At 73.9% G+C, this 23,769-nt stretch carries 25 protein-coding genes, 1 tRNA gene, 1 other RNA gene and 1 pseudogene; 15 read left to right on the top strand and 13 right to left on the bottom strand.

Going from position 1 to position 23,769, the window contains the following annotated elements; translation table 11 throughout:
• Window positions 1-50: 50 nt before the first annotated feature.
• Window positions 51-141, bottom strand: an RNA gene (gene ffs / locus ACGFX4_RS27295) — signal recognition particle sRNA small type.
• Between the two features lie 133 nt (window positions 142-274).
• Here ffs and ACGFX4_RS27300 point away from each other — a divergent pair.
• Window positions 275-359: transfer RNA gene (locus ACGFX4_RS27300), tRNA-Ser, on the top strand.
• A gap of 141 nt (window positions 360-500) precedes the next feature.
• Here the strand turns inward: ACGFX4_RS27300 and ACGFX4_RS27305 are convergent.
• Window positions 501-805: pseudogene (locus ACGFX4_RS27305) on the bottom strand (hypothetical protein).
• A gap of 306 nt (window positions 806-1,111) precedes the next feature.
• On the opposite strand from ACGFX4_RS27305, the gene ACGFX4_RS27310 reads away from it, so the two are divergent.
• On the top strand, window positions 1,112-3,382 hold the full coding sequence (locus tag ACGFX4_RS27310; protein WP_393079530.1) for a helicase C-terminal domain-containing protein: 2,271 nt from the start codon (window positions 1,112-1,114) through the stop codon (window positions 3,380-3,382).
• Between the two features lie 49 nt (window positions 3,383-3,431).
• On the opposite strand, the gene ACGFX4_RS27315 is transcribed toward ACGFX4_RS27310, so the two are convergent.
• Window positions 3,432-3,653, bottom strand: a complete 222-nt coding sequence (locus ACGFX4_RS27315; protein ID WP_393079533.1) for a hypothetical protein — start codon at window positions 3,651-3,653, stop codon at window positions 3,432-3,434.
• Between the two features lie 450 nt (window positions 3,654-4,103).
• Between ACGFX4_RS27315 and ACGFX4_RS27320 the strand changes: the two genes are divergently transcribed.
• Entirely contained in the window at window positions 4,104-4,307 is a 204-nt protein-coding gene (locus ACGFX4_RS27320; RefSeq protein WP_030916923.1) for a cold-shock protein, read from the top strand.
• A 284-nt stretch (window positions 4,308-4,591) separates the two neighbouring features.
• Entirely contained in the window at window positions 4,592-6,031 is a 1,440-nt protein-coding gene (locus tag ACGFX4_RS27325) for a DEAD/DEAH box helicase (protein WP_393079535.1), read from the top strand.
• 98 nt (window positions 6,032-6,129) lie between these two features.
• On the opposite strand, the gene ACGFX4_RS27330 is transcribed toward ACGFX4_RS27325, so the two are convergent.
• On the bottom strand, window positions 6,130-6,969 hold the full coding sequence (locus tag ACGFX4_RS27330) for an NAD(P)H-binding protein (protein WP_393079538.1): 840 nt from the start codon (window positions 6,967-6,969) through the stop codon (window positions 6,130-6,132).
• Between the two features lie 222 nt (window positions 6,970-7,191).
• On the opposite strand from ACGFX4_RS27330, the gene ACGFX4_RS27335 reads away from it, so the two are divergent.
• A complete protein-coding gene (locus ACGFX4_RS27335) occupies window positions 7,192-8,520 on the top strand; it encodes a S28 family serine protease (RefSeq protein ID WP_393079541.1) in 1,329 nt (442 codons plus the stop codon).
• 82 nt (window positions 8,521-8,602) lie between these two features.
• On the opposite strand, the gene ACGFX4_RS27340 is transcribed toward ACGFX4_RS27335, so the two are convergent.
• Window positions 8,603-9,967, bottom strand: coding sequence for a histidine-type phosphatase (locus tag ACGFX4_RS27340; protein WP_393079544.1), 1,365 nt, complete (start codon window positions 9,965-9,967; stop codon window positions 8,603-8,605).
• 161 nt (window positions 9,968-10,128) lie between these two features.
• On the opposite strand from ACGFX4_RS27340, the gene ACGFX4_RS27345 reads away from it, so the two are divergent.
• From ACGFX4_RS27345 to ACGFX4_RS27360, 4 genes are all read left to right on the top strand, one after another.
• A complete protein-coding gene (locus ACGFX4_RS27345; protein ID WP_393079546.1) occupies window positions 10,129-11,067 on the top strand; it encodes a sigma-70 family RNA polymerase sigma factor in 939 nt (312 codons plus the stop codon).
• A gap of 62 nt (window positions 11,068-11,129) precedes the next feature.
• Window positions 11,130-11,684, top strand: a complete 555-nt coding sequence (locus tag ACGFX4_RS27350) for a dihydrofolate reductase family protein (protein WP_393079549.1) — start codon at window positions 11,130-11,132, stop codon at window positions 11,682-11,684.
• A gap of 168 nt (window positions 11,685-11,852) precedes the next feature.
• Window positions 11,853-12,458, top strand: a complete 606-nt coding sequence (locus ACGFX4_RS27355; RefSeq protein ID WP_393079552.1) for an RNA polymerase sigma factor — start codon at window positions 11,853-11,855, stop codon at window positions 12,456-12,458.
• Window positions 12,455-12,739, top strand: a complete 285-nt coding sequence (locus ACGFX4_RS27360) for a hypothetical protein (RefSeq protein ID WP_393079555.1) — start codon at window positions 12,455-12,457, stop codon at window positions 12,737-12,739. The genes ACGFX4_RS27355 and ACGFX4_RS27360 overlap by 4 nt, the downstream gene beginning before the upstream one ends.
• Before the next feature lie 90 nt (window positions 12,740-12,829).
• Here the strand turns inward: ACGFX4_RS27360 and ACGFX4_RS27365 are convergent, their stop codons facing one another.
• A complete protein-coding gene (locus ACGFX4_RS27365) occupies window positions 12,830-13,561 on the bottom strand; it encodes a TetR/AcrR family transcriptional regulator C-terminal domain-containing protein (RefSeq protein ID WP_393079558.1) in 732 nt (243 codons plus the stop codon).
• Between the two features lie 159 nt (window positions 13,562-13,720).
• Between ACGFX4_RS27365 and ACGFX4_RS27370 the strand changes: the two genes are divergently transcribed.
• Together ACGFX4_RS27370 and ACGFX4_RS27375 are read left to right on the top strand one after the other, a co-directional pair.
• Window positions 13,721-15,244, top strand: coding sequence for an MFS transporter (locus ACGFX4_RS27370; protein WP_393079561.1), 1,524 nt, complete (start codon window positions 13,721-13,723; stop codon window positions 15,242-15,244).
• 108 nt (window positions 15,245-15,352) lie between these two features.
• Window positions 15,353-16,264, top strand: a complete 912-nt coding sequence (locus tag ACGFX4_RS27375; protein WP_393079564.1) for a MerR family transcriptional regulator — start codon at window positions 15,353-15,355, stop codon at window positions 16,262-16,264.
• A 21-nt stretch (window positions 16,265-16,285) separates the two neighbouring features.
• On the opposite strand, the gene ACGFX4_RS27380 is transcribed toward ACGFX4_RS27375, so the two are convergent.
• A complete protein-coding gene (locus tag ACGFX4_RS27380; protein WP_393079567.1) occupies window positions 16,286-16,768 on the bottom strand; it encodes a carboxymuconolactone decarboxylase family protein in 483 nt (160 codons plus the stop codon).
• A 47-nt stretch (window positions 16,769-16,815) separates the two neighbouring features.
• Here ACGFX4_RS27380 and ACGFX4_RS27385 point away from each other — a divergent pair, with 47 nt between their 5' ends.
• The gene (locus tag ACGFX4_RS27385; protein WP_393079570.1) at window positions 16,816-18,264 is read left to right on the top strand and encodes a PLP-dependent aminotransferase family protein; all 1,449 of its coding nucleotides are present in this window, start codon (window positions 16,816-16,818) and stop codon (window positions 18,262-18,264) included.
• Window positions 18,265-18,290: 26 nt separating this feature from the next.
• Window positions 18,291-18,677: a VOC family protein gene (locus ACGFX4_RS27390; RefSeq protein ID WP_393079678.1), complete on the top strand. Its 387-nt coding sequence runs from the start codon at window positions 18,291-18,293 to the stop codon at window positions 18,675-18,677.
• Window positions 18,678-18,684: 7 nt separating this feature from the next.
• Here the strand turns inward: ACGFX4_RS27390 and ACGFX4_RS27395 are convergent, their stop codons facing one another.
• The 4 genes from ACGFX4_RS27395 to ACGFX4_RS27410 are packed head-to-tail and all read right to left on the bottom strand — an operon-like array spanning window position 18,685 to window position 21,160.
• Window positions 18,685-19,164 (bottom strand): DinB family protein, encoded by a 480-nt coding sequence (locus tag ACGFX4_RS27395; protein WP_393079573.1) that lies wholly within the window; start codon window positions 19,162-19,164, stop codon window positions 18,685-18,687.
• Between the two features lies 1 nt (window position 19,165).
• The gene (locus ACGFX4_RS27400; RefSeq protein ID WP_393079576.1) at window positions 19,166-19,963 is read right to left on the bottom strand and encodes a VOC family protein; all 798 of its coding nucleotides are present in this window, start codon (window positions 19,961-19,963) and stop codon (window positions 19,166-19,168) included.
• 48 nt (window positions 19,964-20,011) lie between these two features.
• Window positions 20,012-20,611 carry a hypothetical protein gene (locus ACGFX4_RS27405; RefSeq protein WP_393079579.1) on the bottom strand — a complete coding sequence of 200 codons (600 nt, stop codon included), beginning with the start codon at window positions 20,609-20,611 and terminating at the stop codon, window positions 20,012-20,014.
• A gap of 21 nt (window positions 20,612-20,632) precedes the next feature.
• Window positions 20,633-21,160 (bottom strand): SixA phosphatase family protein, encoded by a 528-nt coding sequence (locus tag ACGFX4_RS27410; protein ID WP_393079582.1) that lies wholly within the window; start codon window positions 21,158-21,160, stop codon window positions 20,633-20,635.
• 44 nt (window positions 21,161-21,204) lie between these two features.
• On the opposite strand from ACGFX4_RS27410, the gene ACGFX4_RS27415 reads away from it, so the two are divergent.
• The gene (locus tag ACGFX4_RS27415; RefSeq protein ID WP_393079585.1) at window positions 21,205-21,792 is read left to right on the top strand and encodes an HhH-GPD-type base excision DNA repair protein; all 588 of its coding nucleotides are present in this window, start codon (window positions 21,205-21,207) and stop codon (window positions 21,790-21,792) included.
• A gap of 3 nt (window positions 21,793-21,795) precedes the next feature.
• Here the strand turns inward: ACGFX4_RS27415 and ACGFX4_RS27420 are convergent, their stop codons facing one another.
• Window positions 21,796-22,563, bottom strand: coding sequence for an SDR family oxidoreductase (locus ACGFX4_RS27420; RefSeq protein ID WP_393079588.1), 768 nt, complete (start codon window positions 22,561-22,563; stop codon window positions 21,796-21,798).
• A gap of 153 nt (window positions 22,564-22,716) precedes the next feature.
• Between ACGFX4_RS27420 and ACGFX4_RS27425 the strand changes: the two genes are divergently transcribed.
• Window positions 22,717-23,217, top strand: coding sequence for an FBP domain-containing protein (locus tag ACGFX4_RS27425; RefSeq protein WP_393079591.1), 501 nt, complete (start codon window positions 22,717-22,719; stop codon window positions 23,215-23,217).
• 12 nt (window positions 23,218-23,229) lie between these two features.
• Here the strand turns inward: ACGFX4_RS27425 and ACGFX4_RS27430 are convergent, their stop codons facing one another.
• Complete coding sequence (locus tag ACGFX4_RS27430; protein ID WP_393079593.1) at window positions 23,230-23,748, bottom strand: YbhB/YbcL family Raf kinase inhibitor-like protein; 519 nt, start codon at window positions 23,746-23,748, stop codon at window positions 23,230-23,232.
• Window positions 23,749-23,769 lie beyond the last annotated feature (21 nt).

The following is a 23,769-nucleotide window of genomic DNA, read 5'->3' on the forward strand; positions in this document are numbered from 1 at the left end:
GCCCGGACCGACAAACGCGGCACCCCGCCCACCACCGCGCCCAGGAACGCAAGGACCCCCCGTGCACCCGCCAGAGCCCTCTTACCCTTGCTGCCTTCCGGCCCTGGGGGGGTTCAGAGAGATGACGCCACACGAGGGGCTGGTCCCCAGAGTAGCGGATCCCCGCCCCGCCCAGGACCATCCACCCCGATCTGAGATCCCCAGGCACCCTCCCCCACCCACCTGCGAGACAGCGGTTCGCGAGCACCCCTCGACATGTACTAAGCTCTCCCACGGAGGATTCGCCTAGAGGCCTAGGGCGCACGCTTGGAAAGCGTGTTGGGGGCAACCCCTCACGAGTTCGAATCTCGTATCCTCCGCCTTCACGAAGGCCCGGACCGCATCACGCGGCCCGGGCCTTCGTCGTTTCCGGTGTCCGCTTCAACCGCTCACCGCGGCCACGGGCCGAACGCGATCACCGCAGAGCTTGACCATGTCGTCGATGTCGGAGGTCGGCAGGACTACCGGACAGTCTCCATCGGAGATGCGCCTGATCGGTACGGCTGTGGACGGCTTCGATGACGGTCAGAACGCCGGCGAGCCCGGTTCTGCTCAGCCGCCGAGACGGGCCCCTGCCGACGCTCGTAGTCGGCGAGGTACTCGTCCGGAATCCGGCCGCGCAGCTCCCGCTCGACGGCGCAACGGTGAAGGCCGAGAACTCGCGCTTGCCCACCCGCCGGCGGATCGCCTCAGCCGTTCCTTCGGACAGCGAGAGGCTGACCCCGGTGGCCGGCCCCTCACCGATGCTGCGGGGCGTCTCGGCCATGGAGTCGGATTGTCAAAGAAGTAGGGATCTGCCCTCCGCACCTCGGAAAGATCGGCGTCAGCGTCGTTGCCCCCGCTGGTACGTCATCCTGGTGTTCCCGGTCGGCTTCGGCAGGGCACAGGCGTCCTCTCTCTGCGGTGAGGTGTCCCCATCGGTAAGAACAGCGGATCGACGCTGGCCGGATGGCTGCGTGGTCTCGATGCGGCCGAGTTGGAGCGGGTCCTTGCGGCGCGCCCGGACACCGTGTCGGATCCGGAACCGCGGTCGGTCGGTGAACTGGCGGACCGTCTTCAGCGCCCGGCCTCAGTGGCACTGGTTCTGCCTCGGCTCGCGCTGCCGTGCCTACAGGTCGCGGAGGCCCTCGCCGCGCTGACCGTTACGTCGCCGGACGAGCTGGCTGCCCTGCTCGGTGCGACGCACGGTGAGCTCGCCCGGGGATTCGCCGCCGCGCTGCAGACACTGATCGATCGCGGCCTGGTGTGGCCGGACGGCACCGGTCGGCTGCGCATGACCGCACCGTTGCGGAATGCGTGGGGTTCGCCCCTGGGGCTCGACGCGCCGCTCGGGCAACTGCTCGCGGGCCTGAACTCCGACGAACTGGCCCGCACGCTGGCGAAACTGGACGTCAAACCTGCGGCCAACCGAAAAGAACAGCGGCTGGCGGCACTGGTCGAGCACCACAGCGATCCGGATCGGGTCACGGCGCTGGTGGCCACGGCGCCCGCGTCCACCCGGAAACTCCTCGACCGCCTGGCACGCGAGGCTCCGGAGCGACCGGGCTTCATCATGTTCGGGGCTCCACAGGCCGACAGGCCCGGCGAACCGTGGGCGGTGGAACGGGGGCTGCTGATCCGGGACCGTCACCGGTACGGTCCGGCCCGTATGCCCGCAGAGGTGGCACTCGCGCTGCGCGGGTGCGACTGGCGCGCCCCGTTCACACCCGTCCCGCCCGGGGTACGGTCGGCGCCCTGGGCCGACTCGGCGGTCGAACGGGAGGCGGCGGCCGCCTCGATGGCGTTCGTTGCCCACGCCGTGTCCGTCCTCGGAGTGTGTGCCGCCGTTCCACCGGCCCTGCTCAAGTCCGGCGGGATCGGGGTCCGCGAGCTCTCCCGGATCGGCAAAGCGGCGCAGTGCGACGAGTTGTCGGTCCGCCTCGCGCTGGAGGCGGCGAGCGCGGCCGGGCTTCTGGCCCGGGACGGCGACCGGGTCGCGGCGACCGCGTCCTACGACACCTGGGCCGAGCAGGAACCGGCCGACCAGCTCGCGGTGCTGCTCCGGGCGTGGTGGGCGCTTCCGCTGACCCCTGGCGGGAGCCGCGACGAGGACGGGAAGTCGCTGCCGGCACTCACCGGGGCGCCACCCTGCCGAGGCTGCCTACAGGCCCGGCACGGGCTGTTCACAGCCGCGTCGCAGCTCCCGGCCGGGGAAGGCGCGGTGAACTCGGCGGAGCTGGGGGCCCTGCTCCGGTGGCTCCGCCCGCTCGCCGACGAACTCCCTCAGGACGCCACCCCGTTCGCCACCCTGGTCCGGGAGGCGGAACTGCTCGGCGCACTCGCGCTCGGGGCCGTGTCCCCGATCGGGGCCGCCCTGCCGGCCGACGACGCCGAGGCGCTGACCGACGCCTGCCGGCGGCTGTTGCCCGCCGCCAGCGGGGCTGCCCGCTTCGGCAGCGATCTCACGGCCGTGGTCGCCGGCACGCCGTCGGCACACCTCCACGCGCTGCTGGAGTCCGTTGCGGACCGGGAGACCTCCGGTGCGGCGTCCGCATGGCGCTTCAGCCCGGGCAGCGTCCGACGCGCCCTCGACGCGGGCCTCACCCCTGACGCCCTCACGGCCGACCTGGCCGCCGTCGCCGTCGGCCCGCTTCCCCAACCACTCTTGTACCTGATCCACGACACCGCTCGCAGCCACGGTCGAGTACGAGTCGTCTCCGCGGCGTGCGTGATCCACGGCGAGGAGCCCGCCCTGCTGGCCGAACTGGCCGCCCACCGAAAGCTCGCCCAGCTCGGCCTGCGACAGCTGGCACCGACGGTCCTGATCAGCCGGACCCCGGCGGACAAGACCCTCGCCGCGCTGCGCGCCGCAGGCTACGCACCGGTCGCAGAGAAGCCCGACGGATCTGTCCGGATCGAACGGACCCAGCGCCACCGGGCGGCGAGCCCGGTCCCGTCCCCGCGCCTGCCGAGGGACACGTCCCGCACCCCGCAGACGGACGCCCGCACCGCAGACCCGGGGAAGGCCGTCGACCTGCCCGCCATCGCCGCCCGGCTCCGGAACGCCCCGCAGGACCTCGCGGAGCCCGACCCGTACGACGGTCGCCCGTATGCCGGCGACACCGAGGAGACCATCGCCGGGTACGGACGCAACCTCTCCTTCACGGATGTCCGCCAACTGGCCCATGCCGTCGACCAAGGACAGTCGATCACCATCGAGTACGTCGCCACCTCGGGCAGCACGACCGTCCGCACCCTCAGCCGACTCGAACTCGATGCCCCCTATCTCCACGCCTGGTGCCACCTGCGGAACGACGAGCGCATGTTCACCATCTCCCGTATCCACGGCGTGATGCCCGCGTAGCCCCGGCCCGCTCGCGGGGAGCCCGGCGAGGGGGCGTGCGGCGGTCGGGTCAGAGGTTGAACATCCCGTTGTACGGCTCGGTGATGCGCTCCTGTCGCGATCCGAAGTCGACCAGAACCGCAGTGTCGCCTTCGACGCCGATGACCCGGCCGAGGCCGTAGGCGTCGTGGGTGACGCGGTCGCCGATGGCGAAGTGCTTGCGCGGCGCTTCGATCCTGGCCTTGAAGGGGCTGGTGGGCAGGTGCCGGCGGACTGCTTCAGATTTTCTCATCACTGCCAGTATGCGCCGTGGAGCACAGGTGGCGACCTTTTCTGACGGTCCGAATTCTGGATGCCCGAAATGCAGGGTGTGTCGAACGGCACTCCCCCGGGGGGCGCGAGCCCGGAGGATCACCACGGGTCGGCCGTCGCACCGGGGCGCCGCGCACCGCCGGGCCACCCGCCCTGCCCGGAGGGCCCGTTGGCGTGCGGGCCGGATCCGGTCCGGCGGCGCCGGAGGCAACCTCCTCCGAAACCGGGTGGAAATGTCCCCCCCGTAGCGGGCTCGGGGCTGCTACAGTCGAAGGAGTTGCAGTAGTGGTTCCCATGAACTTGTGTGCGCCCGCTGATGTTTCGCGGGCGCATTTTTGTTTTCCGGTTTTTCCCGGGCGGGCGCTCATCGCGGTGACTCGGCGCTCGTATCGTGCGGGTGCCGGAAAGTCCCTTGAAGGAGATTTCTTACATGGCTAATGGCACCGTGAAGTGGTTCAACGCGGAAAAGGGCTTCGGCTTCATCGAGCAGGAGGGTGGCGGCCCGGACGTGTTCGCCCACTACTCGAACATCAACGCCAGCGGCTTCCGCGAGCTGCTCGAGGGCCAGAAGGTCGAGTTCGACGTCACGCAGGGCCAGAAGGGCCCGCAGGCCGAGAACATTCGCCCGCTGTAGTTCCCACTGCCAAGGTAACCGCTTGGCAGCGAGGGGCCCGCGCCGCGCACATGATGCCGGTGCGGGCCCCTCGGCTTTTGCGTCGCACCCGGCTGCAGCGGGCTGTTCCGGGCTGTTCCGGCCCTGGCACATCCGGTCCGCCAGCCGCCTTCCCGCACGAATTCGCAGTGCCACGTCCGGATCTGCATCATGTCCGGCGGTCCGCGGTTCAGGGTTCTCCGCTCCCGCTTTCCCGGTGAGCGCCGACCCGTACGTCACATGCCGTCCCGAGGAGGGTCTCCCGTATGAACCGTTCCAGCCGCCCTCCGCGCCGGCCCGCCGGTTCCCGATCCGCACCGGGCAGCAGCGCGAGGTCCGCCTCGCGGCAGGAGTTCGCGGTGCCGGTGAGCGTCGTGCCGGCCCTGCCTGCCGTCGAGTCCTTCGAGGAACTGGACCTGCCGAGGGAACTGCTGACGATCCTGGCACGGAGGGGCGTCACCGCCCCCTTCCCGATCCAGGCCGCGACGCTGCCGAACTCGCTGGTCGGACGCGATGTACTGGGGCGCGGACGCACCGGCTCCGGCAAGACCCTGGCGTTCGGTCTCGCCGTGCTGGCCCGCACCGCCGGGCAGCAGGCCGAGCCGCGGCACCCGCTCGCGCTGGTCCTGGTCCCCACCCGTGAACTCGCTCAGCAGGTCACCGAAGCGCTCACCCCGTACGCCCACGCGGTGCGCCTGCGGACGGCCACCGTGGTCGGCGGGGTGCCGGTCCGCCGCCAGGCGCAGGTGCTGAACCGTGGTGCGGAGATCGTGGTGGCCACACCCGGTCGGCTGGGCGACCTGGTCGAGCGCGGGCTCTGCCGGCTGGACCGGGTCGCTGTCACCGTCCTCGACGAGGCCGACCAGATGACCGACATGGGCTTCCTGCCGGAGGTCACCGCGCTCCTCGAAAAGGTCGCCGAGGGCGGCCAGACGATGTTGTTCTCCGCCACCTTGGACCGCAACGTCGACAGCCTGGTGCGGCGCTTCCTGAAGGACCCGGTCACGCACTCGGTGGACCCGTCCGCGGGAGCGGTCAGCACCATGGAGCACCACGTTCTGCACGTGCAGAACGCCGACAAGAACGCCACGATCGCCCACATCGCCTCCCGCGACGGCAGGGTGATCATGTTCATCGACACCAAGCAGAGCGCGGACCGCCTGGTCGAGAAGCTGCTCGCCGACGGAGTGAAGGCCGCGGCCCTGCACGGGGGCAAGTCCCAGCCGCAGCGCACCCGCACCCTGGAGCAGTTCCGCTCCGGGCACGTGGCCGCGCTCGTCGCGACCGACGTCGCCGCCCGGGGCATCCACGTCGACGGCCTGGACCTGGTGGTCAACCTGGACCCGCCCGCCGACCACAAGGACTACCTGCACCGCGGCGGACGCACCGCCCGGGCCGGCGAGTCCGGCACCGTCGTCACCCTGGTCCTCCCCAACCAGCGCCGCGGGATGAACCGGATGATGACCACGGCCGGCATCACCCCCGTCACCACCGAGGTCCGGTCCGGCGACGAGGAACTCAGCCGGATCACCGGTGCCCGCGTGCCCACCGGCGTGCCCGTCACGATCCCCGACCCCGTTGTCGAGCGGCCCCGCCACAACCGGTCGAACAACCGGAACCGTTACGGCCGCCCCGCCTCCGCCACCCGCGCCCGGCCGACCGCCGACGGCCCGCGCGGCACCACGCCCCGGGCGCACAACGGATAGTCGCGACCGGCCGCACACGGCATCGGCACCCCCACGGGTTCGGCCCTCGACCGCCGCCGTCACCGGTCACCGCCGCCGTCACCGGCCGGCGTCGCCGGTCAGCGGAAGTCCGCCACGTGATCCGCCGCCCACTGGGCGTACGGGCGTGCCGGACGGCCGGTCAGCCGCTCGACGGTGTCGTTCACCGGGGCCGGCTTGCCGACGGTGTCCCCCATCAAGCCCAGCAGGGCGCCCACGAAGTCGGCGTCCATGAACTGGCTGAGCTGCTGCCGCACAGCCTCCTCCGCCACCTCCTCGAAGCGCAGCTCACGGCCCAGGGCCCGGCCGAGCACCTCGACCTGCTCGACCTGGCTGAGCGACTGCGGCCCTGTCAGCTCGTACACCCGGCCGGCGTGTTCGCCGCCGCCGAGCACGGCGGCGGCGGCCTCGGCGACGTCGAGCTCGTGCACCACCGACGCAGCCGCGGCGGCGTGCGGCCCGCGGACGGCATCGCCGCCGTGCAGCTGCATCGCCCACGCCAGCGAGTTGATCGCCGGGAAGTACAGCCGCAGGAACGTCCAGTCGACGCCCGTCGCCCTGATCTCCTGCTCCACCTGCGCGTGGTACGCGGCGATCACATCGGGCTGCGGGTCCGCGCCGTCGACGACGGCACCCGAGGACAGGAACACGATCTGCCGCACCCCTGCCTGCCGCACGTGGTCCAGCAGCGGCCGTGCGTCCAGGCCGTAGGGCAGCACCAGGAACACCTCGGTGACGCCGTCCAGCGCAGGCCCGAGCGTCGCCGGCCGGGCCAGATCACCGCGCACCACCTCGACGCCCTCGGGCAGTCCGGCCCGCTCAGGGGTCCGCGACAGGGCTCGGACCTGCCGTCCGGCGCCCGCCAGCACCTCCACCGTCTGCCGCCCGAAGTGTGCGGTCGCGCCGATCACAAGAATCATGACCAATCCCTCCGAATCACCGTTCTGATCAGTGCCTTCAGGACAGAGGGTAGGAGCCATCCAGGACACATTCCGTCCTGAATGGCGTCCATGCGCCCACCGCCGGGCAAGGCGGGTCGCACCCTCCCCCGTGGGAGGGAGGAGGACCCCGCCCCGGCGGGATCCGGGGGTGGGGGGCGGGCCGGTTGACTCGGGGCAACGAGAACAACCGGGGAGGACACGATGGGGCGCAAGCGAATCGGGCGGCTGCTGGCCCAGGTCGCGGCGGTGGCCGTGCTGGCCGGGACGGCGGCGGTGCCGGCCGCGGCGGCGGAGGTGGCGGGGCCGGTCGACGTCCGGGCGGCGATCGCGGGGGTGCCGGGGCTGCGGGTCGTGGAGGAGAAGCCGGCCGCGTCGGGTTTCCGGTTCTTCGTGCTGGCGTTGCAGCAGCCCAACGACCACCACCACCCGGAGCGGGGCGGCTTCGAGCAGCGGCTGACGCTGCTGCACCGGGGCACCGACCGGCCGACGGTGCTGTTCACCAGCGGCTACACGGTCTCCGGTTCGCAGTCCCGTTCGGAGCCGGCGGAGTTGCTGGACGGCAACCAGGTGAGCACCGAGCAGCGATTCTTCGGCACCTCCCGCCCCGAGCCCGCCGACTGGTCGGAGCTCGACATCTGGCAGGCCGCGGCCGACCACCACCACGTGGTGGAGGCGCTGCGCCAGGTCTACCGGGCGGCGTGGATCTCCACCGGTGGCAGCAAGGGCGGCATGGCGACCGTCTACCACCGGCGGTTCTTCCCGCAGGACGTGGCCGGCTCGGTCGCCTACTCGGCGCCGAACAACGTCGACGACCGCGAGGACTCCGCCTACCTCGACTTCCTGCGCACGGTCGGCACTCCCGAGTGCCGCGGCGCGCTGGGGGCCGCCCAGCGGGCGCTGCTGGAGCGCCGGGAGGCGCTGGTCGCCCGGTACCAGGCGTGGGCGGACGCCCGTGGTGACGGCTTCGGGCTGGTCGGGGGCGCGGACCGGGCCTTCGAGATCGCGGTGCTGCGGGCGCCGTTCATGTTCTGGCAGGGCCGGGGCCAGGCCGCGTGCCCGGCGGTGCCCGCGCCGGACGCCTCCGACGACGCGCTGTACGGGTGGCTCGCGGACGTCGCCCAGCTCCCGGTCTACGCCGACTCGGTGGCGAACCAGTTCGTCCCGTACTTCTACCAACTGGGCACCCAGCTGGGGTACTTCCCGGTCGAGACGGACCACCTGGCGGACCTGCTGCGTTACCCCGGGGCGACCGAGCCGCGCAGCTTCGTCCCGCGTGACGTCCCGCTCCGCTACCGGCCGCAGGCGATGCGGGACGTGGACCGCTGGGTGCGGACGGACGGCGAGCGCCTGATGTTCGTCAACGGTGCGGCCGACCCCTCGGTGGCCGAGCCGTTCCGCCTCGGCCGGGGCACCCGGGACTCGTACGTCTTCCAGGTCCCCGGGGGCACCCACTCCATCCGGATCGCCCAGCTCCCGTCCCCGGACGCCGCCGCGGCCTCGGCCACCCTCCACCGCTGGGCCGGGGTGTAGCGCCGACCGGAGGCCCCGGAGGTCGAGGGCCCGGACCGCTCGACGCGGTCCGGGCCGTCGGCATCGCCGGCCGCCGTCGGCGTCAGCGGCCGTAGCAGCGCCGGAGTTCGTCGAGCCGGTAGTAGTGGCTGCCCCGGGCGATGGGGTGGCAGGTGGCCTTGAAGGCGGTCTCCTGCTCGTTGTAGAGCATGCGGACGAGGAAGGTCCGCGGTTCGGCGGTCGCGGTGGAGGCGAAGAGGTCCCACTGGATGTTGGCGGCCATCGGGGAGACCTGGGCGCCGCGCCAGGGGTTGTTGGCGTAGCTGTAGGGCTCGCCGGGGGTGGCGGGTTCGGTGCTGCCGGGCAGGCCGAGCAGGACGGCGAGCGGCTCGAGCTCCTCGGCGTGGGTGAAGCGGAGGACGGCGCCGTTGGCGCTGGTGCCGGCGGCCTTGGCCTCGGCCTGGGCGAAGAGGTCGTCGAGCAGGACGCCGGCCATCCTGTAGGTGATGGTGCGTCCGCTGAAGGCGGGGCCCTTCTGGTAGAACTCCTCGGCGTCGTCGAGGTAGGCGAGCCACTGCGCGTCGGGCGGGGTGAGGAAGCGGTCGAGGTCGACGTCGGGGGCTTCCGCGCTGAGGTCGGGTGCGGCGCTGTAGAGCTGGTGGAGCGCGCGGGCGAAGGCGATCTGCCGGTCGGCGGGCATGGCGTCGACGAAGGTGCGGTCGAAGAGGCGCTGCACGACGTGGTGGGCGGTCTCGGCGGTGCGGGCCTGGCCGTCGATGGCGGCGAGGACGGCGGCGAGGTCGGGGTCGCTGTCGACGTAGGCGCGGTAGTCGGCGTTCTGCGGCTGCTTGTGGAAGTAGAGCAGGTTCTTGTCGGTGACCGGGGCGTGGACGAGCCCGGCGAGGTCGGGGTCGCCGGCGACCAGGCCGCCGGTGAAGGCGTTGGCGCTGGCGACGGCGCGGGCGACGCCGGAGGTCTCCACGACGATGGGCTCGTGGCGGTCGGCGATGGTGTCGAAGAGCGCGGGCAGCCGCTGTTCCATCCGCAGGGCGGTCTGGCGGTGCTCCTGGGCGCCGCGGCCGGAGAGGTTGCCGTAGCCGAGGGCGGAGGCGGCGTCGAGCAGGGCCTGGACCTGCGGGCCGAGCCGGGCGCCGAGGTCGGTCAGGGCGTCCTGGTCGGCGGCGTCGCGCAGGACGGCGAGCACCGCGTCGCCGTCCTCGGAGTCGGTCATGGCGCGGGAGCCGTGCCGGGCGACGTTCTCGGTGAACACGGGTGCGAAGCCGGCCGGGGCGGGCTGGTAGGCCGTCAGGCGCTGCTGGGGCGCGTACGGGGTCTTCGTTCCGTAGAAGTCCCGCCCGCCGGCCCCGGCGTTGCCGTGGTCCTGCGCGGTGGCGGTGCCGGTGGCGGCGAGCACGGTGAGGGCGACGGCCGCGGCCGTGGCGGCGGCGAGGGTGGCGGTGTGCTTCAAGTGCGTTCCTTCGGAAGCGGTCGGCGCCGCCGGTCGGCGGGCGGACGCACCCTCACAGCACGGTCCGAACCTCCGCCGACCGCCCGTGGTGGCCCGGGTGACGTCCGGGTGAAATGGTGGAGGTCCGGGCCTCCGGCGGGTGGCCGGTGCATCATGCCGGGATGGACTTGGAGCCGTACCGGGGTGAGTTGGTGGCGTACTGCTACCGGATGCTGGGGTCGTTCCACGACGCCGAGGACCTGGTGCAGGAGACGCTGCTGCGGGCGTGGAAGGCCCGGGAGCGGTACGACCCGGCGCGGGCGTCGGTGCGGACGTGGCTGTACCGGATCGCCACCAACGCGTGTCTGACGGCGCTGGAGGGCCGGGCCCGGCGGCCGCTGCCGTCGGGGCTGGGGGCGCCGGGCGAGGATCCGGAGGTGCCGCTGACCGCGGCGCCCGAGGTGCCGTGGCTGGAGCCGTTCCCCGACGCGCGGTTCGACGTGGACGCGCGGGCGGACCTGCGGTTGGCGTGGGTGGCCGCGGTGCAGTTGCTGCCGGCCCGGCAGCGGGCGGTGCTGGTGCTGCGGGAGGTGCTGGCGTTCTCCGCGGCCGAGGTGGCCGAGCAGTTGGGGACGTCGGTGCCGGCGGTGAACAGCGCGCTGCAGCGGGCCCGGGCGACGGTCGGGCGGGCGGACGTCGAGGTCCGCGAGTCGGACGGCGCCGAGGCGCGCGCGGTGGTGGAGCGGTACCTGCGGGCGTTCGAGGCGGCCGATGTGCCGGCGCTGGTGCGGCTGCTGGCCGAGGACGCGGTGCTGGAGATGCCGCCGGTGCCGCTGTGGTTCCGCGGCCGGGAGGCGTACGGGGCTTTCATGGAGCGGGTGTTCCGGATGCGCGGCACCGGGTGGGCGGCGCGGGCGCTGACCGCCAACGGGCAGCCGGCGCTGGCCGCGTACGCGCCCGACGCCGCGGAGGGCGGCGGGCTGCGGTTGCACAGCCTGCAGCTGTTCACGGTGGCCGGCGGCCGGGTCGCGCGCACGGTGGTGTTCGCCGACCCGGGCCGGCTCGGGGCGTTCGACCTGCCGCCGGTGCTGCCCGGAAAGGAATCCGGCCGGGAGCGATGAGTCCGGGGGGCCTCGCCGGTACGTACCGGTGAAGCACCCCCACTCGGACAAGGAGAGTCGCCATGAGCATCGTCGTCATCGAGTTCGTCACCCTGGACGGGATCGTCACCGACCCGGACGGCCGGGGCGGTACGCCGCTCGGCGGCTGGGCGTTCCGGTTCGGCCCGGAGGCGGTCGCCGGGGACAAGTTCCGGCTCGGCAGCCTGCTGGACGAGGGCGTCCTGCTGCTCGGGCGGAGCACGTGGGAGCTGTTCGCGTCGCTCTGGCCGAACCGCGACGACCCGTTCTCGGCCCGGATGAACGCCGCGTCGAAGCTGGTCGCCTCGCGCACCCTGGGCGACGTCTCGGGCTGGTCCAACTCCCGCCTGCTCGACGGGGATCTGCTCGACACGGTGAAGCGGGAGGAGCGGGACGTCGTGGTCGCCGGGAGCGTCGGTGTGGTCCACCAGCTGATCGCGGCGGACCTGGTCGACGAGTACCGGCTGCTGACCTTCCCCGTGGTGCTGGGCACCGGTCGGCGGCTGTTCCCCGCCGAGGGGCCGAGCACCGACCTGGAGTGCCTGTCCGTCGAGCGGAGCGGCACCGCCGTCCTCACCCGGCACCGCCGGACGGGCTGAAGAGAATCGGGGTGAATCCTTCGGCGCCTCCCGTCGCTCTTACTGGTACCGGCGAACGCCGGAACGAGGAAGCGGAGGCTGTCGTGATCGTTGGTGTGGTCGTCGCGGGCGGGTTGGTGCTGCTCTGCACGTGCGTGCTGGTCGTCCGCAAGCGCAGCAGGAGCGGTCGTGGGTGACTCGGTCTGGCCCGGTGAGCAGGTGGTGGTGGCCGCGCAGCAGGGCGACGTGGACGCGCTCGCCGAGCTGGTGGCGGCCTCGCACCCGAACGTGCGCCGGTTCGCCCTCTCGCTCTGCGCCTCCCGGGAGGACGCCGAGGACGCGGCGCAGGAGGCCATGATCGTCCTGTACCGCAGGATCGGGATGCTCCGCGCGTCCGGGGCGCTGGCCTCCTGGATGTTCCGGATCGTCCGCAACGAGTGCCTGCGGCGGGCCCGCACGGTGCTGCGGGACGCGCCGCCGCGGCACCGGGAGGCCGGCCGGGTGGAGTCCTCGGCCGAGGAGGAGGTGCTGCGGCGCCTGGAGGCGGGCGTGGTGGCGGAGGCGATCGCGGCCCTGCCGGCGGACCAGCGCCGGGTGCTGGTGATGCGGGACGTGCAGGGGCACAGCGGGCGGGCGGTCTCCGACGCGCTGGGTCTGAGCACGGCGGCCATGAAGTCGCGGCTGCACCGGGCCCGCGCGGCGGTACGGGTGGCGCTCGGCCCGGCGGCGGAGCCGTCGTACGCCCCGCCGGCCGGCCGGGCGGCGGCCGGTCGGCCGGCGGGAGGGGGGCGATGAGCGGGGCGGGGACCGACCGTCCGGACTTCTCCAGCCCGTCCCTGCCGCGCCACCTGGCGCGGGGCGCCGCGGGGTTCGGGCTGCTGGTCGGACCGGTCGCGCTGGTCCCGGTGCTCGGGCCGGCCGTCCTGCTGCTGGTGCCGGCCGGTCTGCTGGTGCTGCGCGGCTGCCCGATGTGCTGGGCCGTCGGACTGGCGCAGACCGTCTCCCGGGGACGGCTGCGCAAGACCTGCGCGGACGGCGGCTGCCGGCTGACCGTCGACCGCCACGAGCCGACCTGAGCGAACCCGCGAACCCGTACGGGCCGGCGCGGGACCGAGCCCGGCCGGGGCTACCGCGGCCGCCGCGCCGGGTTCGGACCGCCGGGTCGCTCAGCCGGCCCGCTCCATCCGCAGCGCCAGCCCGTCCAGCACGACCTCCAGGCCGTAGGCGAACTTGGCGTCGCGGATCCCGACCGGGTCCTGGGCCGCCACCGTCGCGGCCGCGGCGTACGAGCCGCCGAGGTGCTCGTGGCCCGCGGCGGCCTCCTGGGCGGCGGGCATCAGGCGGGCGATGAAGCCGGCCTCGGTCTCGCCGGAGCGGGCGACGGTGGTGAGCCAGGCGGCCTCGGTGGTGCTCATGCCGATCGTGTACGAGAGCACGGTGTCGATCGCCCGGTCCGGCTCGGGGAAGCCGACGTCGGCGAAGAGCGCGGCGAGCCGCTCGGAGAACGCCATCAGGTTGGGGCCGAGGTAGGCGAGCCCGGCCTGGCCGAGCACCGAGGCGAGCCAGGGGTGGCGCAGCGCGGTGACCCGGAAGGAGCCGGCGGCCGCGGTGACGTCGGCCCGCCAGTCGGCGCCGGCCCGCGGGACGTGGATCTCGGCGGCGACCTCGTCGACGGCGAGCTCCATGAGTTCGTCCTTGGTGGCGACGTGCCGGTAGAGCGAGGTGGCGCCGGCGTTGAGGCGGGCGCCGAGCTTGCGCATGCTCAGGGCCTCGATGCCGTCGGCGTCCAGCATCGCGACGGCCTCGCGGACGATCGCGGCCCGGCTGAGCGAGGGCTGGTCGGCCTCGCGCCGGCGGCGGGCCCAGACGGACGGGATCGGGTTGCTCTCGGCGGTCATCGGCACGCTCCCGACTCTGATGCGCACAACACGCTGATGCGTACAACGTTCGCATTCAGCGTACACCGATGCCCACTTGCGAACACTGTGCGCAGCTGCGTACAGTGTTCGCATCGACGGAACGGTGTACGCAGCCGCCAGACCCGAAGGGAAACTCCCATGAGCACACCCAGCAGCACCCGCGATCCGCGCCGCTGGTGGATCCTGATCGTGCTGTGCCTCAGCTCGCTCGTCCTGGTGGTGGACAGCATGGCGCTGACCGTGGCGGTCCCCGCGATGACCGAGGACCTGCGCGCCACGACCCAGGACACCCAGTGGATCCTCGACTCCTACGTGCTGGTCTTCGCCGGTCTGCTGCTCACCTCGGGGAGCCTCGGCGACCGGTTCGGCCGCCGGAAGGTCATGGTCGTCGGCCTGCTGCTGTTCGGCGCGGCCTCGCTCGCGGCCACCTTCTGCACCGACCCCGGCCAGGTGATCGCGGTCCGGATCGCGATGGGCGTCGGCGGCGCACTGATCATGCCCTCCACCCTGTCGATCCTGATCACGGTCTTCGACGAGGACGAGCGCGGCAGGGCGATGGCGGCCTGGGGATCGGTGTCGATGCTCGGCCTGGTCGGCTCCCCGGTGCTCGGCGGCGTGCTGATCGACCACTTCTCCTGGCACTCGATCTTCCTGATCAACGTCCCGGTGGTCGCCCTGGCCGTGCTCGCCGCCCTCACCCTGATGCCGGAGTCCAGGGGCCCGTGGCAGAAGCCGGACCCGCTCGGCGCGGTGCTCTCCGCCGCCGGCATGACCGCCCTGGTCTGGTGGATCATCGAGATCCCGCAGCACGGCGCGTTCGGCGGCCGCTCGCTGGTCACCCTGGCCGTCGCGGTGCTCGCCCTCGGCGGCTTCGTGGTCTGGGAGAACGTCACCTCGGCACCGATGGTCCCGCTGGCGCTGTTCAAGCACCGCAACTTCAGCGGCGGCTCGCTCTCGCTCACCCTGGTCCAGATCGGCAACGGCGGCCTGCTGCTGGTCCTCACCCAGTACCTGCAGTTCGTCCTCGGGTACTCGCCGCTGGAGGCGGGCCTGGCGTTCGTCCCGCTGGCGGTGGCCGCGCTGATCGGCAACGGCGCCGGGGCCGGCCTGGCGGCGAAGCTGGGCAACCGGGTGCTGATCCTGACCGGCATGCTGGTGATGGCCTCCTCCTTCGCCCTGCTGACCACCGTCGGCGCGGGCACCGGCTTCACCGTCCCGGCGGTCGCCCTCGGCCTGCTCGGCCTCGGCGCGGGCCTCGCCATGCCGGCCGCGGTCGGCGCCCTGATGGGCACCATCCCGCCGGAGCAGGCCGGCGTCGGCTCCGCGCTGAACGACACCATCCAGCAGGCCGGCACCGCGCTCGGCATCGCGATCCTCGGCTCGCTGCTCGCCCACGGCTTCGCCGCCGAGATGCCCGCCGGCGCCCCCGAGCAGGCCAGGCAGTCGATCGGCGGCGCGCTGGCCACCGCCCAGGGCGACCCCGGCCTGATCGCCGCCGCCCGTGAGGCCTTCACCTCCGCGATGTCCACCACCTTCACGATCAGCGCGATCGGCGTCCTGGCGGCCGCCCTGCTCGCCACCCTGGTGATGCGCGACCGCAAGCCGGGTACCCCGGCCCCGGTCGAGGCCCCGACCGAGGCGGAGGTCCAGCCCGTCGCCTGAGCCACCGCGCACACCGTCGAGAGGCCGGTGCCCCGATCGGGGCACCGGCCTTCGGCGTCGCCGTCCCGGTACCGTGGAGGAACACCTGTCCGAGGAAGGCTGGGGCCCTTGTCACCTGACGGTCTGTGGAGCATCGGAGAGCTCGCCGAACACGCCGGCGTCACCGTGAAGACCGTCCGTTTCTACTCCGACCGCGGCCTGCTCCCCGACGCCGGCCGCAGCACCGGCGGCCACCGCCGCTACGGTCCCGAGGCCCTCGACCGGCTGCGGCTGATCCGCTCGCTGCGCACCCTCGACCTGCCGATCCCCGAGGTCGGCCGGGTGCTCGGCGCCGGGGACGCGCTGGACGGCGAGCTCGGCGACGTGATCGCCCGCCGCCTGGACGACATCGGCTCCCAACTGACCGCGCTGCGCTGGCGCGAGTCCGCCCTGCGGCTGGTCCAGGAGTGCCCGCCCGAGCAGCGCGCCGACCGCCTCCGGCTGATCGGCTCCCTCGCCACCCCGCCGAACACCACCGCGCTCGCCCGGTTCTGGCGCCGGGTGCTCCCGGTCCGGCTGCCCGCCCGGCTGGTCGACTCGATCCTGGACGTCGCGGTGGCCGTGCCCCCGGACGACCCGACCCCCGCGCAGGTGCTGGCCTTCGCCCGGCTGCACGCCCTGGTCACCGCGCCCTGCCCGCCGGGCGGCAACGGCCCGCCCCTGCCGCCGCCCGGCGCGCCCTACCGCCCGGCGGTGCTGTACGACGGCCTCCACGAGGCGTACGCGCTGGCCGTCGCGGAACTGACCGCGGGCCGCACCCCCGCGGCGGGCGAGGCCCTGGACTGCTTCGTCGCGGCCCACGCCGCCGCCCGCTCCGCCCGGGACACCCCGGAGTTCCGCCACGGCCTCGCCGAGCAGCTGGCCGTCGAGACGGTGATGGACCGCTACTGGGAGCTCGCCGCCGAGCTCGCCGACCCGGAGCCCACCATGGGCGACGCGCACGCCTGGCTCCGCACCGCCCTGGCCGACCCCGCGCGCTGACCGGTCCCGCACGCCGATCGGTCAGTGACCGGCGCGCCCGTCCGTACCGGCGACCTTGGCGGTGGCCAGCGCCACCCGGTTCCAGGTGTTGATGGTGCAGATCAGCGCGATCAGCCGGGCCAGCGTCGGCCGGTCGAACTCGGCGGCCGCCCGGGCGTACACCTCGTCCGGCACCCCGCCGTCGGCGACCAGGGTGAGCGCCTCGGTCAGCGCCAGCGCCGCCTGCTCGGCGGGGCTGTAGAAGTGCCGGGCCTCCCGCCAGACCGCGACCAGGTGCAGCCGGTCCTCGCTCTCCCCCGCCCTGCGGGCGTCGTTGGTGTGCATGTGCAGGCAGTACGCGCAGCCGTTCAGCAGCGAGGCGCGGATCTGCACCAGCTCCACCAGCGCCGGGTCCAGCCCCTCGCGGGCGGCGGCGTCGAAGCCGATCAGGGCCTTGAAGGCCCTCGGCGCGGCCTCGGCGAAGTCGACGCGGTCGGCGGTCCCGTTCAGCTGAGTGATCGTCATAAGAACCACGCTACGCCCCGGAAAGACCCACGGTAAGGTTCATTGCCATGGCAGAATCGTGGGTCAATTCGGCCGAGCGGATCGGCGTCGACCTGCACCTGGAGCTGTCCGGCCCGGGCAGCCGGCGGGCCGTGCTCACCCAGGCGCTGCGCGAGGCCGTCCGGGACGGCCGGCTCGCCGCCGGCACCCGGCTGCCGCCGTACCGCTCGCTCGCCGCCGACCTCGGCCTGGCCCGCAACACCGTCGCCGACGCGTACGCCGAACTGGTCGCCGAGGGCTGGCTGGCCGCCCGTCAGGGCTCCGGCACCCGGGTCGCCGAACGGGTCCGGCCGCGCGCGGACCGCGTCCCGGCCCGCGCCCCGGGCCGCCGTCGGGCACCCGTCCACCGGCTCGAACAGGGCCAACCGGACGCCGGCTCGTTCCCCCGCACCGCCTGGCTCGCCTCCGCCCGGCGCGCCCTGACCGCCGCCCCCGACGACGCCTTCGGTCCGGGCGACCCGCAGGGCCGGATCGAACTGCGCCGCGCCCTCGCCGACTACCTGGCCCGCGCCCGCGGCGTGCGCGCCGACCCCGAGCGGATCGTGGTCTGCTCCGGCTTCGCGCACGCCCTGCGGCTGCTCTTCGGCGGCGCGGGCGGCAGCGGCGGGGCGGGCGCGGTGCTGCGCGGCCCGCTCGCGGTCGAGGCGTACGGGCTGCCGTTCCACCGCTCGCTGCTGGCCGCCGCGGGGGTCACCACCCGGCCGCTGCCGATCGACGGGCACGGCGCGCTGACCACCGGGCTCACCGGGATGCGCGGCGTCCGTGCCGCGCTGCTCACCCCCGCGCACCAGTTCCCCACCGGCGGGCCGCTGCACCGCGAGCGCCGCAGCGCCGCCGTGGACTGGGCACGGGCGAGTGGCGGCCTGGTGCTGGAGGACGACTACGACGGCGAGTTCCGCTACGACCGGCAGCCGGTCGGCGCCCTGCAGGGCCTCGACCCGGAGCGGGTGGCCTACCTCGGCTCGGTCAGCAAGTCGCTGACCCCGGCGCTGCGGCTCGGCTGGATGGTGCTGCCCGCCCACCTCGTCGCACCGGTGCTGGCGGTCAAGGGCGAGCGGGAGGCCTGGGCGAGCGTCCTCGACCAGCTGACCCTGGCCGACTTCCTGGAGAGCGGCGGCTACGACCGGCACGTGCGCCGGATGCGGCAGCAGTACCGGCGGCGGCGCGACCAGTTGCTCTCCGCCCTCGCCGAGCACGCCCCGCACGTCACCGTCAGCGGCGTCGCCGCCGGGCTGCACGCGGTGCTCCGCCTCCCGCCCGGCACCGAGGCCAGCACCCTCAAGGCCGCCGCCTGGCTCGGCATCGCGGTCGACGGCCTGGCCCCCTACCGCCATCCCGACGCCCCGGCGGAACCCGCCGCCGACGGCCTCGTGGTCGGCTACGCCACACCGTCGACGGCGGCGTACGCGGCGGCGCTGGACGCCCTGTGCCGAGCCCTCCCGCCCGCGACGGCCTAGGCTCGGCGACCGTGATCGATTCCCGTATGCCGGTCCGGATCGCCCGCCCGTCCCGCGACCTCGCGGCCGCCGAGGACTTCTGGGTCGGAGGTCTCGGCCTCGACGTGCTGTGGCGCAGCACCGAGCGGGTGCCCGGCGAGCACGACCTGTTGATGGTCGGGCCCGCCGGGGGCACCTGGCACTTCGAGCTCACCCACGACCCCGACCGCCCGCTCGACCCCACCCCCACGGTCGACGACCTCTTCGTCCTCTACCTCGGCGCGCCGGTCGAACCGGCGCTGGTGGAGCGCCTGCTCGCGCACGGCGGCAGCCGGGTCACCGCCCACAACCCGTACTGGGACGAGTGGGGCGTCACCGTCGCCGACCCCGACGGCTACCGCCTGGTGCTGTGCAGCCGCGGCTGGAACGCCTGACGGCTGGTCAGCCCATGGTCTTCTGACCGTCCAGCGACTCCCGGATGATGTCCGCGTGCCCGGAGTGCTGGGCGGTCTCGGCGATGATGTGCAGCAGCACCCGCCGCACCGACCACTTCGCGCCGGGCGGGAACCACGGCGCCTCCGGCAGCGGGTGCGCGAGGTCGAGGTCCAGCTCGCGCACCAGGGCGTCGGTCCGCCGCGAGACCTCCTCGTACCGTTCCAGCAGCGCGGCGAGGGTCTCGCCGTCCATCCGGAACTGGCCCTCCCAGTCGACCGGCTCGCTGCGCATCGCCTCGGCCCCGCCGGTGGCGAACCGCATCCAGCGCTCCTCGACGCCGGCGACGTGCTTGATCAGCCCGCCGAGGCACAGCTCGCTGTCGGTGGTGCGCCGGGCGGCCTGCTCGTCGTCCAGCTCGCGCACGGTGTACCGGAGGAACCCGCGGTGCTTGTCGAGCGTCTCCAGCAGGTCCTCGCGCTCGCCCATCTCAGGCCACGTCCGTCATGGTGGGCAGCTCGCCCTCGACGGTGTCGCCGTCGATGATCGAGAAGGCCGCGCCCTGCGGGTCGACCAGCGCGGCGAACCGCCCGAACGGCATGGTCATCGGGCCGAAGACGAGCTTGCCGCCGGCCTCGACGGCCCGGGCGACGGCGGCATCGCAGTCGTCGACGCCGAAGAAGACGTTCATGTACGACGGCACTTCGGCCGGGATCTCGGCGGTCATCTCCATCCGCCCGAGCACCGGCTCGCCGCCCAGGTTGAGCACCCGGTAGTCGACGTTGTCGTCGTTCATCTGCTGCGCGGAGTACGGGAAGACCGCCGGGAAGAAGCCGTCCGCCTTGCCCGGCTCGCGGGTGAAGATCTCCGCCCAGGCGTATCCGCCGTGCTCGGTGCGCTTCTCGAAGCCCTCGTGGCTGCCGGCCTGCCAGACGCCGAAGACCACGCCGCCCGGGTCCTGGGCGATCGCCATCGTGCCGAAGTCACCGACCTGCATCGGCTCCATCAGCACCGTGCCGCCGGCCTCCCGGATCTTCCCGGCGGTCGCGGCGGCGTCCGGCGAGGCGAGGTACAGGCACCACTGGGAGTGGCCCTCCTGACCGGGCATCGGCGGGACGACGGCGGCGACCGCCTTGCCGTCCGAGTACGCCTGCGTGTAGTTCCCGTACTCCGGCGAGGACTCGCCGAAGGTCCAGCCGAGGACCTTCCCGTAGAACTGCTTGGCGCCCTCCAGGTCGGGGAACGTCGCATCGGCCCAACAGGGCATGCCTTCGGGCTGCACGGCCATGGGTCCAACTCCCTGCACAACGGTGTGGAAACGCGGACCCGTGCCACGCTAGCGACTGGGTCCGACACCTGCCCGTCGAGTCAGTTCGGCGCGCAGTTCGGCCAGGTGCGCGTCGCCGGTGGTGTACGGCAGGTGCTCGACCACGTCGAGGAACCGGAAGAGCACGCGGTCGGCGGTGACCGCGTACTCGTAGTCGGCGAAGCCCACCACCGCGCCGCCGGCGCCGCGGGCCGCGCCGCGCACGACGTGGTCGGTCAGCCCGTCGCCGCCCGCGGCGGACAGGCCGCGCCGGGCGTTCGGCCGGGCCAGGTAGGGGCAGACCATCGCCGCGTAGAGCATGCAGGCCCGGTGGCCGGGCCCCTCCAGCGTCGCCGCGAGGTTCCGGTAGGGCAGGCCCTCGGCCAGGGCGGCGCCGATCGCCTCGCTCTCGGCGGTGCCGACCACCCGCCAGACCGGGCCCTGCTCCATCAGGACGCCGCAGACCGAGCACAGCCGCTCGGTGGCGCAGCGGGCGCTGCGCTCGTGGTCGGTCAGCGCGAACTGCGGCCGCCCGTCCTGCCAGGGGGTGATCGCCGGTACGGGGTAGCCCCGGTCGTCGTGCGGCCGGGCCGCGACCGTCGGGGGTTCGGGAACGCTGTCGAAACGCACCCGTCCACCGTAGCCACCGGGTCAATCGCCTCCGGTGGCGGTGCCACGGGGGACGGCGAAGGCGGTGAGTTCGGCGGTGGCGGGCTCCAGCGCCGCCCAGCCGGTCGGCACCCGCAGGACGGCGATCCCGGAGGTCGGGTACTTCTCGCGGACCCGGGCCAGTGCTTCGCTCTCCCGCTCGTCGGCGAGCAGCAGCACCAGGTCCTGCACCTCGGGGCGGTGGCCGACCAGCAGGACCGTCCCGGTGCCGGCGGGCAGGTCGCGGAGGAGTTCCACCAGGTCCTCGGCCTCGGCCCCGTACGCCCGGGGTTCCAGCACCACCCGCGGGTCGGCGCCCAGCTCCCGGTGCGCCAGCTCCCAGGTCTGCCGGGTCCGCCGGGCCGGCGAGCAGACCACCAGGTCGGGCAGCACGCCGTGCTCCCGCAGCCACCGGCCGGCGGCCGGTGCGTCGGCCTCGCCGCGCGGGGCGAGCGGCCGTTCCTCGTCGGGCACGTCCGGCCACGCCGCCTTCGCGTGCCGCAACACCACCAAGCGCACGGATTCGTCCATGTCCCCAATATGCCCCCGCGGGGGCGTCCTGCCAGCATGGGCGCATGACCGTCAGCCTCCACCTCGCCCAGCAGCCCGACGCCGACGAGCTGCTCAGCCGCAGTCCGCTGGCCGCCCTGGTGGGCATGCTGCTGGACCAGCAGGTGCCCATGGAATGGGCGTTCACCGGCCCGTACACGATCAGTCGGCGGCTGGACGCGGACGACCTGGACGCGCACCGGATCGCCGCCGCGGACCCGGAGGAGTTCGCCGCGCTGCTGTCGGAGAAGCCGGCGGTGCACCGCTACCCGGGGTCGATGGCCAAGCGGGTGCAGCAGCTGTGCCAGTACCTGGTGGAGCACTACGACGGCGACGCCGAGGCCGTCTGGCGGGACGCGGGGACGGGCAGGGAGCTGCTGGCCCGGCTGACCGGGCTGCCGGGGTTCGGCAAGCAGAAGTCGCAGATCTTCCTCGCGCTGCTGGGCAAGCAGCTCGGTGTCCGGCCGACCGGCTGGCGGGAGGCGGCCGGGGCGTACGGCGAGCAGGGCAGTTTCCGCTCGGTCGCGGACATCACCGGGCCGGAGTCGCTGGTGCGGGTCCGCGCCTTCAAGCAGGAGGCGAAGCGCGCCGCCAAGGCCGCGCAGGAGGGCTGAGGCTCAGGCGGCGGCCAGGTCGCCGAGGAAGGCCTCCCAGCCCCGGCCGCCGCGCTCGGCGCCGGTCCCGGCCAGGTTGTCGCCGGCCCGGTAGGCGCGGCCGACCTTGCCGGGCACCCGGACGGGCAGCTGCACGCGCCGCCGTCCCCGGGCCGCCAGGTAGCCGGCCGTCAGCTCGCCGAGGGTGTAGACCCGGGGCCCGGCCAGGTCGGGGACGAGGCCGGCGGGCTCGCCGAGGGTGAGGTCGACCAGCCGCTCGGCGACGTGGCGGACGTCGACCGGCTCGCAGCGCATCCCGCCGGGCGCGGGGACCACCGGCAGCTTGGCCGCCTTCTCCACGTAGGCCAGCGCGAAGGTGTGGAACTGGGCGGCGCGCAGGGTGGTGTACGGGATGCCCGACCCGGCGACGGCCTGCTCCGCGGCGTGCTTGGAGCGGTAGTAGGCGAGCGGGATCCGGTCGGCGGCGACCACCGAGATGTAGACCAGGTGCCGGACGCCGGCCCGCCGCGCGGCGGCGACCAGGCGGGCGGTGGTGACCTCGTCGCCCTTGGGCCCGCCGGCCAGGTGGACCACGGTGTCGACGCCGGCCAGCGCCGCGTCCAGGCCGGCGCCGGTGGCCAGGTCGCAGGCGACCTGCTCGACGCCGTCGGTGGCGGGCCGCGGGTGGCGGCTGAGCACCCGGACTTCGCGCCCGGCGGCCCGCAGCAGCGGGACCACCTCCCGGCCGAGGGTGCCGGTGCCGCCGGTGACCAGGATGGGGTCGGTGGTCATGGTCGTGTCTCCGTCTCTGCGTCCTGCCGCGCCGGCGCTGTGCTCGGTGCTTCTGCCGGTACGACGGAGCAGGCACCGGATTCGTGACACGGCCCGCCCGGACGGGCCGATATTCGGGCGACAGGGGCATACCGGTCGGCTAGCGTCGGCCCAATGCGTGCGCTGACCGAGAACGAGATCCGCGAGTCCTTCGTCAACTGCTCCAAGGGCGAGGCCCGCAGGTTGCACGTCCCGCGCGACCTGGCGGCGCTGCCGTGGGCGGACCTGGACTTCCTGGGGTGGCGCGACCCGGGCGCCCCGGACCGGGGCTACCTGGTGGCGGAGACCGCGGGCGGCCTGGTCGGGGTGACCCTGCGGACGCCGAACGTGCGCCGCAGCCTGACCAAGACCAACGTCTGCTCGCTGTGCGTGACCGCGCACGCGGGCTCGGGCGTGGCGCTGCTGACCGCCCGCCGGGCGGGTGCGGCGGGCCGCGAGGGCAACACCGTGGGCACCTACATCTGCGCGGACCTGGCGTGTCCGCTGTACGTGCGCGGGATTCGGCGGCCGGCGACGGTCAGCCGCCCGGACGAGTCGCTGTCGCTGGAGGAGCAGGTCGCCCGGACGGTGGCCAACCTGGACGCGTTCCTCGCCCAGGTGCTGCAGACCGCCTGATCCGCGCGGCCGTCAGCCGGACTTGTACTCCACGGTGAGCATGGCTCGGCCGACGGCGTGCGCGGCGAGCCGGAAGCCGACGGCGGCGGCCGGGGTGTCCCGGGTGACGCCGAGCGAGGCGGTGTCCAGGGCGTGCACCACGAAGACGTAGCGGTGCGCCGGGCCGGGCGGCGGCGCGGCGCCGTCGTACCGGTACTCCGGGAAGTCGTTGCGCACGTGGAAGGCCGTCCCGGGCAGGTCCGCGTCGGTGGCGCCGGCGCCGGTGACGAGCTCGGTGGTGGAGGCCGGCAGGTCGACCGCGATCCAGTGCCACCAGCCGCTGCCGGTGGGCGCGTCCGGGTCGAAGCAGGTGACGGCGAAGCCCTGGGTGGTCTCCGGGAAGCCGGTCCAGGACAGCTGGGGGGAGCGGTTCCCGGCGGAGTAGACCTGCCCGTCCGGCATGGTGGCGCCGTCGGTGAGGTCGGTGCTGGTCAGCTCGAAGGCGGGGACCTGCCGCAGGAAGTCGTACGGAAGCGGTGGACGATCGGTCATGACGCTGCCCTTCTCCTCGTG

Source organism: Kitasatospora sp. NPDC048365, assembly GCF_043200835.1.
Taxonomy (GTDB): Bacteria; Actinomycetota; Actinomycetes; order Streptomycetales; family Streptomycetaceae; genus Kitasatospora; species Kitasatospora terrestris.